Annotated in this window: 12 protein-coding genes; 7 read left to right on the plus strand and 5 right to left on the minus strand. The window is 68.8% G+C overall.

The window, feature by feature from the left end; translation table 11 throughout:
- Positions 1–57: 57 nt before the first annotated feature.
- The gene (locus tag RZ1_RS08280; RefSeq protein ID WP_072810866.1) at positions 58–1,896 is read left to right on the plus strand and encodes a penicillin-binding transpeptidase domain-containing protein; all 1,839 of its coding nucleotides are present in this window, start codon (positions 58–60) and stop codon (positions 1,894–1,896) included.
- Positions 1,897–1,933: 37 nt separating this feature from the next.
- Here RZ1_RS08280 and RZ1_RS08285 read toward each other — a convergent pair whose 3' ends face one another.
- Together RZ1_RS08285 and RZ1_RS08290 are read right to left on the minus strand one after the other, a co-directional pair.
- Positions 1,934–3,274 (minus strand): APC family permease, encoded by a 1,341-nt coding sequence (locus tag RZ1_RS08285; protein ID WP_083583582.1) that lies wholly within the window; start codon positions 3,272–3,274, stop codon positions 1,934–1,936.
- A gap of 72 nt (positions 3,275–3,346) precedes the next feature.
- The gene (locus RZ1_RS08290; protein WP_072810870.1) at positions 3,347–4,207 is read right to left on the minus strand and encodes a helix-turn-helix transcriptional regulator; all 861 of its coding nucleotides are present in this window, start codon (positions 4,205–4,207) and stop codon (positions 3,347–3,349) included.
- A gap of 137 nt (positions 4,208–4,344) precedes the next feature.
- Between RZ1_RS08290 and RZ1_RS08295 the strand changes: the two genes are divergently transcribed.
- The 3 genes from RZ1_RS08295 (at position 4,345) to RZ1_RS08305 (ending at position 7,485) form a co-directional block, all read left to right on the plus strand.
- The gene (locus RZ1_RS08295) at positions 4,345–5,970 is read left to right on the plus strand and encodes an AMP-binding protein (RefSeq protein ID WP_072810872.1); all 1,626 of its coding nucleotides are present in this window, start codon (positions 4,345–4,347) and stop codon (positions 5,968–5,970) included.
- 63 nt (positions 5,971–6,033) lie between these two features.
- Positions 6,034–6,891 (plus strand): type I methionyl aminopeptidase, encoded by an 858-nt coding sequence (gene map / locus RZ1_RS08300; protein WP_072810874.1) that lies wholly within the window; start codon positions 6,034–6,036, stop codon positions 6,889–6,891.
- A gap of 27 nt (positions 6,892–6,918) precedes the next feature.
- The gene (locus RZ1_RS08305) at positions 6,919–7,485 is read left to right on the plus strand and encodes an alpha/beta fold hydrolase (protein WP_072810875.1); all 567 of its coding nucleotides are present in this window, start codon (positions 6,919–6,921) and stop codon (positions 7,483–7,485) included.
- A gap of 45 nt (positions 7,486–7,530) precedes the next feature.
- Here the strand turns inward: RZ1_RS08305 and mtr are convergent, their stop codons facing one another.
- Together mtr and RZ1_RS08315 are read right to left on the minus strand one after the other, a co-directional pair.
- On the minus strand, positions 7,531–8,901 hold the full coding sequence (mtr, locus tag RZ1_RS08310; RefSeq protein WP_072810877.1) for a mycothione reductase: 1,371 nt from the start codon (positions 8,899–8,901) through the stop codon (positions 7,531–7,533).
- Positions 8,898–9,926: an alpha/beta hydrolase gene (locus RZ1_RS08315; protein ID WP_072810879.1), complete on the minus strand. Its 1,029-nt coding sequence runs from the start codon at positions 9,924–9,926 to the stop codon at positions 8,898–8,900. The genes mtr and RZ1_RS08315 overlap by 4 nt, the downstream gene beginning before the upstream one ends.
- A 241-nt stretch (positions 9,927–10,167) precedes the next feature.
- Between RZ1_RS08315 and mqo the strand changes: the two genes are divergently transcribed.
- The 3 genes from mqo (at position 10,168) to RZ1_RS08330 (ending at position 14,520) form a co-directional block, all read left to right on the plus strand.
- The gene (gene mqo, locus RZ1_RS08320) at positions 10,168–11,697 is read left to right on the plus strand and encodes a malate dehydrogenase (quinone) (protein WP_072810881.1); all 1,530 of its coding nucleotides are present in this window, start codon (positions 10,168–10,170) and stop codon (positions 11,695–11,697) included.
- A 91-nt stretch (positions 11,698–11,788) separates the two neighbouring features.
- Positions 11,789–13,015, plus strand: coding sequence for a uroporphyrinogen-III C-methyltransferase (gene cobA / locus RZ1_RS08325; protein ID WP_072810883.1), 1,227 nt, complete (start codon positions 11,789–11,791; stop codon positions 13,013–13,015).
- Positions 13,016–13,098: 83 nt separating this feature from the next.
- Complete coding sequence (locus RZ1_RS08330) at positions 13,099–14,520, plus strand: MFS transporter (RefSeq protein ID WP_238071701.1); 1,422 nt, start codon at positions 13,099–13,101, stop codon at positions 14,518–14,520.
- Between the two features lie 20 nt (positions 14,521–14,540).
- Here the strand turns inward: RZ1_RS08330 and RZ1_RS08335 are convergent, their stop codons facing one another.
- On the minus strand, positions 14,541–17,252 hold the full coding sequence (locus RZ1_RS08335; protein ID WP_238071700.1) for a cation-translocating P-type ATPase: 2,712 nt from the start codon (positions 17,250–17,252) through the stop codon (positions 14,541–14,543).
- Positions 17,253–17,357 lie beyond the last annotated feature (105 nt).

Below are 17,357 nucleotides of genomic sequence, written 5' to 3' on the forward strand. Positions count from 1 at the left end.
GCCACGTCCGTTGCGCCTCCCCGACGTCCGGGCTTCGGGCTCCTACGATGACGGGCGATGAAAGCCAGATCAATTCCCGGGGCGACCCGCCCCTTCCGCCGTCACGTCCTCGTGCGGGTCGTGGCGGCGTCGCTCGTCGCGGTCGCTGTTCTCGGTGGCCTCGTGGCGTGCACCCCGAAACCCGCCGGACCCGAAGCGGCCGCGCAGACGTTCCTCACGGCGTTCTCCGAGCAGGACTTCGCGGCGGCCGCAGGGGGCACCGACCGGCCCGGCGACGCCGAAGCGGCCCTCGCCGAGGCATGGGACGGCCTGCAGGCCGAATCGCTGACCGCGGGCACGACCGGCGCGCAGATCCACGGTGACGCCGCGACCGTCACCTACTCCTACGAGTGGCACCTGCCGAAGGACCGGATCTGGCAGTACACCGGGACGATGCAGATGGGCCGCAGTGGCGACGACTGGATCGTGCGGTGGACCCGCTCGAACCTGCACCCGCAGCTCGGCGACCGCCAGACGATGCACCTGCGGACCAAGGCCGCGCCGCGAGCGCGCGTCAACGAGCACTCCGGCGGGGATGTGCTCGTGCCCGGGACCGTGTACTCCGTCGCGTTCGACGCGTCCGCGAGCAGCGATGTCCTCGGCGCCGCCCGAGCCCTGTCGGCTGCCTTGAGCGGCTTCGACAAGTCCCTCACCGCCCAGTCCATCGCCGAATCCGCCACGGCGGCAAGCGGCGCGCTCGCCGTGGTCCGGCTCGTCGAGGACGACTACGCGACCGTCTCCGACGCGCTCGGCGCGATCCCCGGGGTGACAGTCGTCCAACAGGCGGATCTCGTCGCCACCGACCGGAACTTCGCACCGGACCTGCTCGGCCAGATCAAGAAGACGGTGATCGACGAGGTCGACGGTGTTGCCGGCTGGAGTGTCGTCGTGACGAACCAGTACGGCGTCGACACCGGTGTTCTCACCGAGACGGCGCCGCAGCCTGCCCCGTCGTTCTCCATCAGCCTGGACCGGCCCATCCAGCTGGCGGCGCAGGCCGCCGTCGATGCCCGCGTCGAGCAGGCGATGACGGTTGTGATCGAGGCGTCGACCGGCGCGGTCCTCGCCGTCGCTCAGAACAAGGCCGCCGACCGGGACGGTCCGGTCGCGATCGCGGGACACTACCCACCCGGATCCACGTTCAAGATCATCACTTCGGGTGCGGCGATCTCCACAGGTCTGGCCACCCCCGACACGATGGTGCCGTGCCCGGGCCGCATCTCCATCGGCGAACGCAGCGTCCCCAACTACAACGAGTTCGCACTCGGCACCGTCCCGATGGCGACGGCCTTCGCTCGCTCCTGCAACACCTCGTTCGCGAAGCTGGCGTCCGAGATGCCTGCCGACGCGCTCACGAACGCCGCCGCCGCGTTCGGTATCGGACCCGAGTACGGGGTTGTCGGGCTGCCGGTGTTCTCCGGATCGGTCCCGCCCGCGGAGAACACGGTGCAGCGAGCCGAGGACGGGTTCGGGCAGGGCAAGGTCGTCGTCAGCCCGTTCGCGATGGCACTCGCGGCGGCGACCGTCGCGGCCGGGCACACCCCGGTCCCGTACCTGATCCAGGGACGCGAAACGACGGTGGACGGGGATCGCCCGGCGATAACCCCGGAGATGGTCGAGGCGCTGCGCGGCATGATGCGGCTGGTGATCACCAGCGGCACCGCCGACCGCATCCGGGACCAGGGCGAGGTGTACGGCAAGACCGGTGAGGCCGAGGTCGAGGGCGGATCGCACGCGTGGTTCGTCGGCTATCGCGGCGACCTCGCGTTCGCCACGCTCGTCGTCCGCGGCGGCAGTTCCGACAACGCCGTCGCCGTCACCCGTGACATGTTCGCGGCTCTGCCGGAGGGTTACTGACCTGTACCTGCCTGATTCGCGGGACGTGCCCGGCGGGTCACTTCTGCGCCGGCCGTTCGGGGTCGACGGTGGGCCCTCTGCCACCCCTGCGCTTGGCCGACAACCAGGTGATCAGCCACAGCACACCCCCGATGCCGAGTAGGACCGCCGCGATCCGGTACTGGGCGGCGGGACGTTCCACCAGCGGGGACACCAGGAAGATGCAGCTCGCCGCGCCGAGCACGGGAAGGATCGTCGGGGCCCGGAAGTGCTGGTGTTCGGCCGGGCGGCGTCGCAGCACCAGCACCGCGACATTGACGATGGCGAACACGATCAGCAGCAGCAATGCGGTCGTCCCGCCCAGCTCCGGGACCTCGCCGACGAAGGTGATCAACCCGAACGCCAGCAACGTCGTGAACACGATCGCGACGTAGGGCGTGCGCCGCGCCGGATGCACCCTCCCGAGAGCCGCGGGCAACACACCTTCGCGGGCCATCCCGTACAGCAGACGGCTGGCCATGAGCATGTTGATCAGCGCCGTGTTCGCCACCGCGAACATGGTGATGAACGCGAAGATCCCCACCGGAAACGCCGGGGCGCCCGCCTCGACCACCTTCAGCAGCGGAGTGTCACCCGAGCCCAGGTCACCGGGTGGCACGAGCGCGATCGCGGTGACGGACACCAGCACGTAGATCAGGCCCGTGATGCCCAGCCCCGCGAGCAGCACCTTGGGGAAGATGCGGCTCGGGTTCTTGCATTCCTCGGCCATGTTCACCGAGTCCTCGAAACCGACCATCGCGAAGAACGCGAGCGCGGTGCCGGCGACGACCGCACCGAACACCGAGCGGTCGCCGGTGTCGATGTCGAGCACCCGGGAGAAGTCGCCCTGCCCGATCCCGAGTGCCCACATCCCGATCATGATGATGATCAGCAACCCGGACAGTTCCACGCAGGTGAGGACGACATTCGTCTTCACGCTCTCGCCGACCCCGCGCAGGTTGACCAGCGCCACCGCCAGCATGAACGTCAGGCCCACCCCCGTGATGCCGATGCCGTCCCCGAAATCGAGATCGAACGCCTCCACGAGGTTGGCGGAGAACGCCCGCGCCGCCGTCGACGCCGACGTGATGCCCGACGACATGACCGTGAAGGTGACCATGTAGGTCAGGACGTGGATCCCGAACGCCTTGTGCGTGTACAACGCGGCGCCCGCGGCCTGCGGATATTTGGTGACCAGTTCGAGGTAGCTGAACGCCGTGATCACCGCGACAAGGAACGCGAGCAGGAACGGCAGCCACACCGCCCCGCCCACCTCGTTGGCCACCTTGCCGGTCAGTGCGTAGATGCCGGTCCCGAGGATGTCACCGACGATGAACAGGAGCAGCAGTCCCGGCCCCATCACCCGCTTCAGTTGCGGAGATGAGGCGGTATCCGCCACGTCGAGTCCTCTCTGCCCCGGAATCGGGACGCCTCAGGGCAGCAGCGACAGCCGTCGGGCGACGACCACCGCCTCGTGCCGGGTGTGCACGTCGAGTTTGCCCATCGCGCTGCGCAGATAGCTCTTCACCGTCTCCGGGGTGACCGACAGACGCTGCGCGATCTCGACGTTGGTGCAACCCAGCGCCACGTGCGAGAGCACATCGGTCTCGCGTGGGGACAGCACGATCGCGGTGGTCGATGCCGGGGTGCCGTCGCAGGCACCGGCGAGCCGGTCCGACAGGGCCCGCAACTGCTGCTTCAGACCGGTGTCGGTGACCGTCTGGGCGAGGCTGCGCAATTCCGCATGGACTTCCCGGACCTCCGCCGCCGCCATCGGATCACGGTCGGGGGTGCTCTGCCGCGCGAGCATCGCCAACCGTCGATCGACCTCGTCGCGCACCGCGATCTCGTCGGAGAGACGCCGCGCGGCCTGCACGAACGCGCCCACCGCGCGATCACCGAGCGGCGCACATTCGCGGATCGCCCCGTACAGCACAGCACGCGCTGCCCCGCCGACGATCACCGGCACCGCGAGGATCGAGCGCAGACCCTCACCGAGCACCGGACGGTCGAAGTGGTGCGTGATCGACGACGAGCGCCCGTAGTCCGCGACCGTGAGCGGCCTGGCGCGGTCGACGACGAGTCCGCCGAGACCGGCCTTCGGCGGGACGATCACCCCTTCGAGCCCGTTGGTGCGCGTCCCGAAGAACTCGCTCAACTGGAGATGGCTCTCGCGCACCTCGCCGGCGAACACGACGGAGACCTGCGCGTCGGCGGCGGTGCGTCGCAGCTCGGCCCGCAGTGCGTCGCCGTCGCGCGGCCGGAGCAGAGACGAGGGACCGGAAACCGGCACGATCGCTCACCCCTTTCCGGGGGTATCGGGAAACTTCTGTGACTCGGATCATAAGGGTGGCGGTACGTTCGGATGACAGGCATCCCGTGACGTGTGCCGCGAGACCCTGTGAACGCTCGACGAGGAAGGACGGATCGATGGCTGCCGACTTCGCTGCCCGTGTCCGCGAATTGCTGGACCGCTACGACACCGCGGACGGATGCGCGGCGAACCTGTTGTGCGACGATCACCCCGCGGACGCGATCGCGTTCACCGTCGTCGACGCCGACCTCAGCTCGACCGATCTGACGTACGGCTATCTGCGCGAGGAGTCGACCCGCTTCGCGGCCGCGCTGAACGATCTCGGTGTCGAACCCGGCGACCACGTCGCGACCCTGATGGGCAAGTCCGCAGATCTGGTCGTCGCCCTGCTCGGTATCTGGCGTCGCGGCGCCGTGCACGTGCCGCTGTTCACCGCGTTCGCGTCGCCCGCCATCGCGTTCCGGTTGCAGGCCAGCGGCGCGAAGGTCGTCGTCGCCGACGCCGATCAGCTCGGCAAGCTCGCACCCGGCGAGGACATTCCGGCCGATGCGCCGTGGCAGATCGTCGTCGCGGGTGACTCCGGAGACGCCGGGATCGGCCTGCACCTCGCGGATCTGCTCGCCGCCCACACCGGCGACGATCCGCGCGGCGCCGCGGTCGCCGTCGGCGGTGCCGGGGGCCTCGTGCAACTGTTCACCTCCGGTACCACCGGAACCCCCAAGGGCGTACCGGTTCCGGTGCGGGCGCTCGCGTCGTTCCACGCCTACATGGAGTTCGGGCTCGACGTGCGGGCCGATGACGTGTTCTGGAACGCCGCGGACCCAGGCTGGGCGTACGGGCTGTACTACGCGCTGCTCGGTCCGATGGCCGCCGGCCGTCGCAGCCTCCTGCTGCACGCCGGGTTCTCCCCGACCCTGACCTGGCAGGTGATGGAGAAGTTCGGCGTCACCAACTTCGCGGCAGCGCCCACGGTGTACCGCAGCCTGCGCGCCGACGCCGTCGAAGGGCCGCAGATCCGGCTGCGTCGCGCATCGTCGGCCGGTGAACCGCTGACACCGGACGTGCTGAACTGGTCTGCGCACAAGTTCGGGGTCGTCGTTCACGACCAGTACGGACAGACCGAACACGGCATGTTTGTCGTCAACGCGTGGGCCGACGGCCTGCTCGAGGACGTCCCGCCGCTGTCGATGGGCAAGCCGCTGCCCGGCTGGTCGGTGGCGGTGCTGAAGGAGGACAGCGACGAACTCGCCGACGCGAACGAGGTCGGCCGCGTCGCGATCGACACCCAGGCCAGCCCGCTGCTGTGGTTCACCGGCTACGTCAACGCACCGGAGAAGACGGCCGAACGGTTCAGCGAGGACGGTCGCTGGTATCTGACCGGCGATGCCGGCCGCGTCGACGAGAACGGCTTCTACTTCTTCTCCTCCCGCGACGACGACGTGATCATCATGGCCGGCTACCGCATCGGGCCGTTCGACGTGGAGAGCGTGCTCGTGCTGCACGAGCAGGTCGTCGAGGCTGCGGTCGTGGGCATGCCCGACGAGCTGCGCGGCGAGGTGCTCGAGGCGTTCGTCGTGCTCCGTGAGGAGGTCGAGGGAACCGACGAACTCGAGGCCGAGCTGCAGCAGCTGGTGAAGAAGAAGTTCGCCGCGCACGCCTACCCGCGGAGCGTGCACTTCGTCCCGCACCTGCCGAAGACGCCCAGCGGCAAGGTCCAGCGGTTCCTGCTGCGTCAGCGCTGACCCGTCCCGCGGGTGATGCCTCGGCGGCATCACCCGCGGGCCAGTGGGCATATCCTGGTCGTCATGTCTGTGCGCACAGCTCTCGTTCCCGGCACGCCCACCCCGGTCCGCTCGGTTCCCAAGCTCATCGAGCGTCCCGAGTACGTGTGGAAGCCGACTGCCGACGAAGGTAACGAGCCGTGGGTGCAGACCCCGGAGACCATCGAGAAGATGCGCGAGGCGTCCCGGATCGCCGCGCAGGCGCTCGCTGCGGCCGGTGCGGCTGTCGCCCCCGGTGTGACCACCGACGAACTCGACCGGATCGCCCACGAGTACATGTGCGACCACGGCGCCTACCCGTCGACCCTCGGTTACCGGGGCTTCTCCAAGTCGTGCTGCACCTCGCTCAACGAGGTCATCTGCCACGGCATCCCCGACTCGACGGTGATCCAGGACGGCGACATCGTCAACATCGACGTCACCGCCTACATCCACGGGGTGCACGGCGACACCAACGCGACCTTCCTGGCCGGCGACGTCTCGGAGGAACACCGCCTGCTCGTCGAACGCACCCGCGAGGCCACGCGGCGGGCCATCAAGGCCGTCGCGCCCGGCCGAGCCCTGAACGTCATCGGCCGCGTCATCGAGGCCTACGCCAACCGCTTCGGATACGGCGTCGTCCGCGACTTCACCGGCCACGGCATCGGGGAGACCTTCCACAACGGCCTGGTCATCCTGCACTACGACCAGCCGGCCGTGGAGACGGTGATCGAACCCGGCATGGTCTTCACGATCGAACCGATGATCAACCTCGGCACCGTCGACTACGAGATCTGGGACGACGGCTGGACGGTCGTCACGAAGGACCGCAAGTGGACCGCGCAGTTCGAGCACACCATCGTCGTCACCGACACCGGATGCGAGATCCTCACACTGCCGTGACGTTGCGATCGCGTACCGTTCTGCGGCATGGAATCGACTGACGTGAGCACCGCGAGTGGCACCGTCCGGGTACGGATCGACGGACCTGACAGCCGGCACACCGTGCTGCTGCTGCAGGGCGCGGGGGAGACCGCGGACGTGTTCGACGCGGTGTGCGAGCGCCTGCACAATTCCGACCTGCGGACGGTCGTGCCGGAAAGCATCGACAGCCTCGATACGGCTGCGGTGTTCGCGCTGCTCGACGGACTGAAACTGCCGTGGGTGCACCTCGCCGGCAGCGGTGCCGGCGCGGAACTCGCGTGGGCCGTTGCGGCGGGCAGATTCGGCCGGTTCGCGAGTCTCGTCGTTGCCGACCGGGGGCATCCCGCCGTTCCCGACGTCGACGGCGCCGTCCGCGACGCTTCGGCGGCCGCCGCCGAGGTCCCCACGACCGTCGTGATCGGCAGTGGCGCACGTCGCGCCGAGGCCGCCGGGTCCATGCGGTACGTCACCGGGGAGTTTCGGGTCGTCGAACTCGACGGCATCGACAACGTCCCGGCTCAGGCCCCCGCCGAGTTCGCCTCGGCGATCGTGCTGCGCACCGGCAGCTGGTAGGACGAACGTCCGGTGCCGATCCGATCGGCCGGCACCGGATCGTGTCTACAACCCCAGCAGCGCGTTCTCCACGACCTCCGGCAAAGCCGGATGGATCCAGTACTGGCCCGTCGCCATCTCCCGCGCGGTGAGCCCGAAACTCATCGCCTGAATCAGCGGCTGGATCACCGTCGATGCCTGCGCGCCCATGACGTGCGCGCCGAGCAGAAGTCCCGTCGACCTGTCGGCGATCAGCTTGCAGATGCCCTCGGTGTCCTCCATCGCCCAGCCGTACGCGACGTCCCCGTAGTTCTGGATCTTCACGGAGACGTCGTAGCCCCGTGCGCGGGCCTGCTCCTCGGTGAGTCCGACCTCCGCGATCTGCGGATCGGTGAACACCGCCGCGGGCACGAACCGGTGGTCGCTGCGGCGCAACGCCGACGTGTCGCTTGCCCACGCGTCTTGCAGCAGGTTGTGCTGCACCACCCGCATCTCGTGATTGGCGACGTGCTTGAGCTGATACGGCGACGACACGTCGCCGAGCGCGAACACACCGCGCGCGGTGGTGCGCTGGAATTCGTCGACCACGATGCGCCCCTCGTCCACCTCCAGGCCGCCGGCGGCCGCGTCGAGCGCGTCCCCGTTCGGTGTCCGTCCCACCGCGATGAGCAGCGCGTCGCCGGCGACGACGGTGCCGTCGGAGAGTTGCACCTCCACGCCGTCACCGACCGGGTGGAACGCCTTCGCGGGATTCGACAGGTGCACATCCCATTTCTCCTGCGCGATCCGCGTGAACCGCTCGGAGATGTCCGTGTCGAGGTGACGCAGGAGCCGACTGCTGCGGGCGAGGATCGACACCCGGACGCCGAGCGCGGAGAACACGTGCGCGAATTCCATCGCAATGAACCCGGACCCGAGGATCACCATCGATTCCGGCAGCTTCGGCAGCCGCATCACGTCGTCGTTGGTGTGGTACTTGACGCCGCTGTCGAGGACCTCCTGCGGCACGATCGGCCGTGATCCGGCGGCCACGACGATCTGATCGGCGGTGATCGTCTCGCCGGTACCGGTGTCGAGGGTGCGCTCGCCGACGAACCGCGCGTGTCCGCCGTACACCGTGACGTTCCCGCAGTCCTCACGCCGGTAGCGTTCACCGCCGGCCGCGATCGGGTCGATCCGGCCGAACACCCGGTCGACGATGTCGTTCCAGCGCACCCCGTCGACACTCGCATCGACGCCGAACTTCGCGGCGGTGCGGACGGTGTGCGCGACCTCGGCCGCGTACACGTACATCTTCGTCGGGATGCATCCGACGTTGAGGCAGGTGCCGCCGAAGGTGCCCTCCTCGAGGATGGCCACCTTCTTGCCGTCGTAGCGTTCGTCGATGATCGAATTGCCCGATCCGGTGCCGATGATCGCGAGGTCGTAATGGGTCACGCGGGGTCTCCTGCGGTTCGTGTCTGCACGCTGCTGTTGCGGGTGCTGCTGCCGTGGTTGTCCAACCCGTCCAGCCACCGGTCCAATTCCCGGAACGCGGAGTCGAGCGGTCCGGGAGTGGACAGGAACACGTCGTGACGGGCTCCGTCGATCGGCACGATCGTGGTGCGGTCGCCCAGGCAACCCGCCCAGCGCGCGATCTGCCGCACGTCCAGGACCGCGTCGACGGTGTCGATCGCCGGGTCGTACTCCGGCGCGGACCGGCTCGCCGTGGACCGCAGGATCAGCGACGGCACCCCGATGTCGAGTCCGCGATGCAACTGCGCATGTCCGCGCCGTACCGCCCGCAACCAGCCGAACGTGAGAGGGAACCCCGCCAGCGGTTTCCAGTCGAGGTCGTAGCTCCAGCCGCCGGTGCGCAGGCTCACCCCGTATGTGTCGAGCTTCTGGGCGGGGATGACGTTCTTGGGGCGGAGACGCCCGAGAACGTCGATCGCGACGGTGCCGACGTTGCGCAGGTAGGCCGGTCCCTGCAGATCGAACCAGGGGCTGTTGAGGACCACGCCGCTGATACCGCGGCCTGCGGTACCGCCCGGACGCCTGTTCAGCCGGTCGAGCCACAACGGCAACACGAGGCCGCCCGTGGAATGCGCGACCAGAAGTACGTCCCCGCCGGTCTCGGCGCGGACGAGACGCAACGCCTCGTCGAGCTCGGCGTCGTAGTACGCGAGGTCGGTGACGAAGTGCGGGGTGTGGTTCTCGGTGCGCGAACGGCCGCATTTGCGCAGGTCCAGGGCGAAGAACCGGTATCCCTGCGACGCAAAATGCTCGGCGAGATGCTGCTGGAAGAAGTAGTCGGTGAACCCGTGCACGTACAGCACCGCGCGGCGCGGAGCCTCGTCGCCGGCGGGCTGATAGCGGACCAGGGTCGCAGTGATCTCACCTTCCCCGTCCGGGTCGGTGCCGAGGGGCAGAACGAGCTGCTGATAGCCGTCGCCGAGGATATCGGGCTGCCAAGTAGTCACTATCACACTGTATGGGTGTTCATGCCGGATCGTGGTGGGGGCACAATTAGGGGGAAGGAAACGCCGAGCGACGTGCGGGTAACCTGTTCGTCGCAGTCGGCGCGGCTGTGGTGGTTCCCAGATCCGGTTCGTGATCCGATCGGAAGTGGAGCGGGACCACGGACGTGCACGGGACACTTACGCGACGCGATCCCTCGAGATTCGGCGGCGTGTGCGAACAGACAAGGAAGTCGATCCTCCAGTGTCAGAGAACGTGTTAGAGGCGAAGACCGATGTAGTGCTCATCGGGGCGGGCATCATGAGCGCGACCCTCGGAGCGCTGCTGCGCCAGTTGCAGCCCGACTGGTCGATCACCGCATTCGAGCGGCTCGACGCCGCTGCCGCTGAGAGCAGCGACCCCTGGAACAACGCCGGTACCGGCCACTCCGCGCTGTGCGAACTGAACTACACCCCGGCCAAGGCCGACGGCACGGTCGACATCAGCAAGGCGATCAACGTCAACGAGCAGTTCCAGGTCTCGCGCCAGTTCTGGGCCTACGCCGTCGACAACGGGATCCTGTCCGATCCCAAGGACTTCATCAACCCGATTCCGCACGTCAGCTTCGTGCACGGTGCCGACGACGTGAAGTACCTGCGCGCCCGCTACGACGCGCTGGCCGGCCACCCGTTGTTCGCGGGCATGGAGTACTCCGAAAGCCCCGAGCTGTTCTCCGAGCGTCTCCCGCTCATGGCGAAGGGCCGTGACTTCTCCGACCCGGTCGCTGTCAACTGGACCTCTACCGGCACCGACGTCGACTTCGGTGCGCTCACCAAGCAGCTCGTCAACAACGTCGCCGCCTCCGGCGGCACGGTGTTCTTCGGTCACGAGGTGACCAACCTGTCGAAGCAATCCGACGGTAGCTGGATCGTCAAGGTCCGCAACACCCGTACGCGGGAGACCCGCACGGTGCACGCGAAGTTCGTCTTCGTCGGCGCCGGTGGCGGTGCCCTGCACCTGCTGCAGAAGTCCGGCATCAAGGAAGCCAAGGGCTTCGGTGGCTTCCCGGTCTCGGGTGCGTTCCTGCGCTGCACCAACCCCGATGTCATCGCCCAGCACAGCGCCAAGGTGTACGGCAAGGCCGCCGTCGGTGCGCCCCCGATGTCGGTTCCGCACCTGGACACCCGCGTCATCGGCGGTAAGCAGGGCCTGCTGTTCGGCCCCTACGCCGGATGGTCCCCGAAGTTCCTCAAGCAGGGTGGCGTCATGGACCTGCCCAAGTCGATCAAGCCGAACAACATCATGTCGATGCTCGGTGTCGGCGCGACCGAACTCGGCCTCGTCAAGTACCTCGTCGGTGAACTCACCCAGTCGCCGCGCGACCGCATCGCCACCCTCGCCGAGTTCGCTCCCGAGGCGAAGCTCGAGGACTGGGAGCTGATCGTCGCCGGTCAGCGGGTCCAGGTGATCCGCCGCAAGGGTGCCGGTGGCGTGCTCGAGTTCGGTACCGCCGTGGTCAGCGCGGGCGACGGCTCCATCGCCGGTCTGCTCGGTGCATCCCCGGGCGCCTCGACCGCGGTGCCCGCGATGCTCGACGTGCTCGAGCGGTGCTTCCCGCAGCAGTGGGCCGGCTGGCAAGGCAAACTGCACGAGATGGTGCCGTCGCTCGGCACGAAGCTGTCCGACGATCAGGCGCTGTTCGACAAGGTGTGGCAGTGGAGCACCAAGTCGCTGCAGCTCGATGTCACCTCCGTGGCGGAGACCACCGCCCCGATCGAACCCGCATCGGTCTGATCCGACTGTCACGACCCGACCCCGTCACAGGCCGGTCCGCAAGGCGCGGTCCGGCCTGTGACACGTCGTCAACCAGAATTGGGGATTCCCGGTGACATCAACGCCTGCGGACGAGTCCAGCTACCTCGTCGGCCTGAATCTGTCCGGTCGCCGGGTCGTCGTGGTGGGCGGCGGCTCCGTCGCGCAGCGGCGGCTCGGACTGCTCGTGGCCTCGGGTGCCGCGGTGCATGTAGTCACCCGCGCGGCGACGCCCGCGGTCGAGAGCATGGCCACCGCCGGCCACATCACCCTGGATCTACGCGACTACCGCGACGGTGACCTCGACGGCGCGTGGTACGCCGTGGCCTGCACGAACGAGCCCGACACGAACGCGGCGGTCGTCGCCGAAGCCGATCGCAATCGCATCTTCTGCGTGCGCGCCGACAACGCCCGCCACGGCAGCGCCGTCACCCCGGCCACCGCGACCTACGACGGCCTGTCCATCGGTGTCCTCGCCAGCGGTGACCACCGCCGATCCGCGGCGGTCCGCACCTCGATCCGGGATGCCCTCGCCGGGGGAGCCGCCATCGCCGACGATGCCCCGGCCCCGGTCGGGGTCGCGCTCGTCGGCGGCGGGCCCGGTGACCCGGACCTGATCACCGTGCGCGGTCGCCGCCTGCTCGGTCGCGCCGACGTCGTCGTCGCCGACCACCTGGCACCGCAGGAACTGCTCGACGAACTCGGCCCGCACGTCGAGGTCATCGATGCGTCCAAGCTGCCCTACGGCCGTGCGATGGCGCAGCAGGCCATCAACGAAACCCTGATCGACCGCGCGAAGGCCGGCAAGTTCGTGGTGCGGCTCAAGGGCGGCGACCCGTACGTGTTCGGTCGCGGTTTCGAGGAACTCCAGGCGTGTGCCGCCGCGGGGGTTCCGGTCACGGTCGTCCCCGGTATCACCAGCGCGATCTCGGTGCCGTCGGCGGCCGATGTGCCCGTCACTCATCGCGGTGTCACCCACGAGTTCGTGGTGGTCAGCGGGCACGTCGCCCCCGACCATCCGGATTCGCTGACCGACTGGCCTGCACTCGCACGGTTGCGTGGGACCCTGGTGCTGCTCATGGCGGTCGAACGGATCCGACAGTTCGCCGACGCCCTCCTCGCCGGGGGCCGCCCCGCGGACACCCCGGTCGTGGTCGTGCAGGAAGGCACGCGGCGCACCCAGCGGGTGCTGCGCGCCGATCTGCAGACCGTCGCGGCCCGCGTGCGCGACGAACAGATCCGGCCGCCCGCGATCATCGTGATCGGCCCGGTCGCCGGTCTCACGGCGGATGCCGGGTGAACCGGATGCTGGGTAACGTCGACGACGTGTCGGACACCTCGAACTCCGCCCGTTCCACGACCGCCCGGGCCCTGGCTGCGGCGATGCTCGTCCTCAGCGGCCTGCAATTGATGGTCGTCCTCGACGGCACGGTCGCGAATCTTGCGCTCGCGCCGTTGCAGGCGGAACTCGGACTGTCCGACGCCGGCCGCAACTGGGTGCTCACGTCGTACGCGCTGGCGTTCGGCGGTCTGATGCTCCTCGGTGGCCGGCTGGGCGACAGCTTCGGCCGCAAACGCATGTTCGTTGCCGGTGTCGCCGTCTTCACCGCGGCGTCGCTGCTGTGCGGTCTCGCGACCGGCGAGCCCATGCTCATCGCAGCCCGCGCGTTGCAGGGCGTCGGCGCCGCGATCGCGTCACCGACCGCACTCGCCCTGGTCGCGACGACCTTCGCGCCGGGCCCGGCCCGCAACCGCGCGATCGCCGTGTTCGCAGCGATGACCGGCGTCGGCTCGATCGCCGGACTGATCCTCGGCGGGGCGCTCACCCAGGTGTCCTGGCGCTGGATCTTCCTCATCAACGTTCCGATCGGGGTGCTCATCGTCGTCGCCGCGACCGTGGTGCTGCGGGAGACCGCGACCGAACGGCTCGCGCTCGACGTGCCCGGCGCGGTCCTCGCGACCCTCGGCTGCACGGGTGTGGTGTTCGGTCTGAGCGAAGGTCCCGAGCTGGGCTGGGGGAGTCCGCTGGTGGTCGGCGCGCTCATCGGAGGTGTCGTGATCCTCGGGCTGTTCCTGCTCGTGGAGCGGCGCGCCGAGAACCCCTTGCTTCCGTTCGTGCTGTTCCGTAACCGCGACCGGGTCGCCACGTTCGTCTCGATCTTCTTCGCCGGTGCGGTGATGTTCTCACTGGCCGCGTTCGTGGCCCTGTTCGTGCAGGACATCCTCGGCTACACCCCGCTGCAGGCCGGGCTGGCGTTCGTGCCGTTCGCGTTCGGTCTCGGCGGTGCCGCTGCGGTCGCCTCGAAACTCGTCGTCCGGGTGCAGGCGCGCTGGCTGGTGGTCACCGGCGCGGTGATCATGAGCGTGAGCCTGCTGTTCGGGTCGACGATGGACGGGACGGTGCAGTATCTGCCGACCCTGTTCGTGCTGGTGCTGGTCGTCGGGTTCGGAGTGGGCCTGGCGTCCGTGCCGCTGCCGCTGTGCGCGATCGCCGGGGTCGGCACCCATGAGATCGGCCCCCTGTCGGCGATCGCCCAGGTCGCGCAGACCCTCGGCGGTCCGATCGGTCTGGCGGTGATCGGTGCGATGGCCACCTCGCGGACCATGTCGATGGGCGGCACAGCCGGTGCGGTCGCCGACATGACCGAGACGCAGCTCGCCGCGCAGGGGAACGGCTATATGTTCGCTCTGGTCGGCTGCGCTGTGTGCGCGGTGATCACGGGCGTCGCGGCGTTGTTCATCCGGTTCACCCCGCAGCAGGTCGCGCAGGCCCAGGAAGCCGAGAAAGCCGCCCAGAACGTCTGAGTTCCGGGCGCTCGCCGTTGTCACTCCGCGCGGGCTCGCTCCGGGTCGACCGCCTCTGCGGTGGTGATCGGCGCCCGCGTACCGGCCGCGCGGCGTCGCCGGCTCGCCTTCTCGGCCTCGATCACGAGCGGGACGATCACCGACAGGCCGATGCACGCGAGCCACTGGCCCCCGGTCAGTGAGGTCGTCATCAGCAGCCTCTGCAGAACGTCGAGTTCGACGGCGAGCACCGTGATGACCGTCGGGATCACCAGGATCTTCACCGCTCCGAGGATCGGCGCCGCGAAGCCGGTGTCCGGGTCGCGCCGCATCACCAGCCCCCCGAGGATCGACCCGAGCGACATGACCACGAACGCCATCGTCATCGGCACGTTCGCGACCGTCGAACTCATCTCCCCGGGCGCGAGGAGCAGCGCGGCCAGCGTCACCGCGAACTCGACGGCGCCGTAGAAGATCCACTGCCACACGGCCCGCGGGTTCGTGATCGGCACCTCCGGGTCGCGGGGCGGTTTGCTCATCAGGTTCGGCGGCGAGGGGTCGTGCATGATCACGATGACCGGGAACATGGTGACGAAGAAGTTCTGGAACAGCACCATCAGAGGGGTGAGCGCGACACCGTCGTTGATGTCGAACACGCTCGCGACCAGGAACAACAGGATCAGCGAGAACAGCTTCGCCATCTGGCAGCGGATGAACGCGACGATCTTGTCGTAGATGCTGCGGCCGAGGCTGATCGCGGTGACCAGGGTTCCGAAGTTGTCGTCGGTGAGGATCATGTTCCCGGCCTGCTTGGTGACCTCGCTGCCGGACCCCATCGCCACACCCACGTCGGCCTGCTTGAGCGCCGCCGCGTCGTTGACGGCGTCGCCGGTCATCGCGACGATCGCACCGCCCCGCTGCATGAGTTCGGCCAGGCGCAGCTTGTCCTGCGGGGTGACTCGCCCGAAGACGTGCAGGTCCGGCAGCGTCGCGGCGAGTTCGTCGTCGGACAGCGCCTGGATTTCCGGGCCGCTGATGGCCCCCGGCCCGAGGCCGAGTTCGGCGCCGATCGCGGACGCCGTGATCGCATGGTCGCCGGTGATCATGCGGACGTCGATGCCCGCGGCGTGCGCGGTGCGCACGGCCTCGACCGCCTCGGGCCGCAGCGGATCGATGATGCCGACCATCCCGACGAACGTCAGGTCCGCGACGAACGGCATCGGATCGGCGACGACCTCGTCCTCCCGGCCGTCGAGCAGGCGCGTGGCGAACGCCAACACCCGCAGCCCTTTCTCCGACATGCTGCGGTTGGCCGCGAGGATCTCGTCGCGCACCGCGCCCATCGGCACCGGCCCGGCCTCGGTGAACGCGGCTCCGCAGCGCGCCAGCACCACATCCGGTCCGCCCTTGACCAGTTCGACGAAGGTGTCGTTCCCGTCCAACGGCACGTGGTGAAAGGTCGCCATGAACTTGTATGCCGAATCGAACGGGACCTCCGCGACGCGTGGATACGCGCGCCGGGTCGCCTCGGCGTCGACGCCGATCTTCGCGGCCAGCACCACCAGCGCCGCTTCGGTGGGATCGCCGACGACCACCCCCGCATCGGACACGGTGGCATCGCTGTCGAGGCACAGCCCGTACGCCAGCCGCGTGAAGTCCGGCACCTCCGCGCCGGCGGCGCACCGAAGCGCCCCGGTCTTGGCGTAGCCCTCGCCGTCGACGGTGAACCAGCGGCCGTGGAAGTACAGGGACCGCACCGTCATCTGGTTCATGGTCAGGGTGCCGGTCTTGTCGGAGTTGATCGCGCTGGTCGCGCCGAGCGTCTCGACATCGTTGAGGTTCTTGACGATGGCTTTGGCGTCGGCCAGCTGTTTGGCCCCGTAGGACAGCATCGACTGCACGAATGTCGGCAGGCCCGTCGGAATCGCGGAGATCGCCATCGAGATGCCCAGAAGCAGAACCGTCGTGACGCTCTGACCGCGCAGCAGCCCGATCACCACGATGACCGCAACCGCACCCCACGCGACGATGCCCAGCACCTTCGTCAGCGAACCCAGCTCGCGTTGCAGGGGGGATTTCTTGGGAGCGACCGCGGAGAGCATCGACGCGATCCGGCCCATCTGGGTCTGCATCCCCGTCTCGGTCACCACCATGGTTGCGGTACCACGGGTGACCGAGGTGTTCTGGAACAGCATGTTGCTTCGATCGCCGAGCGTGACATCGGCGGCGTCGAGCGTCGCCTGGTCCTTCGCGACGGGGGCGCTCTCGCCGGTCAGCGCCGCTTCCTGGGTCTCGAGTGTGGCGGAGGTGAGGATCCGGCCGTCCGCGGGCACCAGGTCGCCGGCCTCGAGGTTGACGATGTCTCCCGGGACGAGCCCGGTCGAGGGAATCTCGGCGAGGGTGCCGTCGCGGATCACCCGGGCCTGCGGTACCTGCATCTTCGCCAACGCATCCACGCTGGCCCGTGCCTTCAGCTCCTGCCGGGTCCCCAGCACCACGTTGAGCACCACCAGACCCGCGACGGTGAGGGCGACGGGAATCTCGCCGATGATCACGCTGACCACGACGACCGCCACCAGCATCACGTTCATCGGATCCGTGAGCTGCAGCAGCGCGATTGCCCAGATCGACGGTGCGGGTTCGGAGGCGATGACGTTGGCGCCGTAACGGGCGCGGCGTTCCTCGACGGCGGCGCCCGTCAGGCCGGACCGGGGGTCGGTGGACAACGTCGCAGCCACTGCCCCGGGGTCCATGGCATGCCATGCCCGGGCGTCACCGGGCGTGTCGTGGACGGGGGTGTCGCCGGACGCGGATCGTTGACCGAGCATGCTCTCGAACCTCTCGCTCCGGTGGGACGT

The organism is Rhodococcus zopfii NBRC 100606 = JCM 9919, from assembly GCF_001895025.1.
Taxonomy (GTDB): domain Bacteria; phylum Actinomycetota; class Actinomycetes; order Mycobacteriales; family Mycobacteriaceae; genus Rhodococcus; species Rhodococcus zopfii.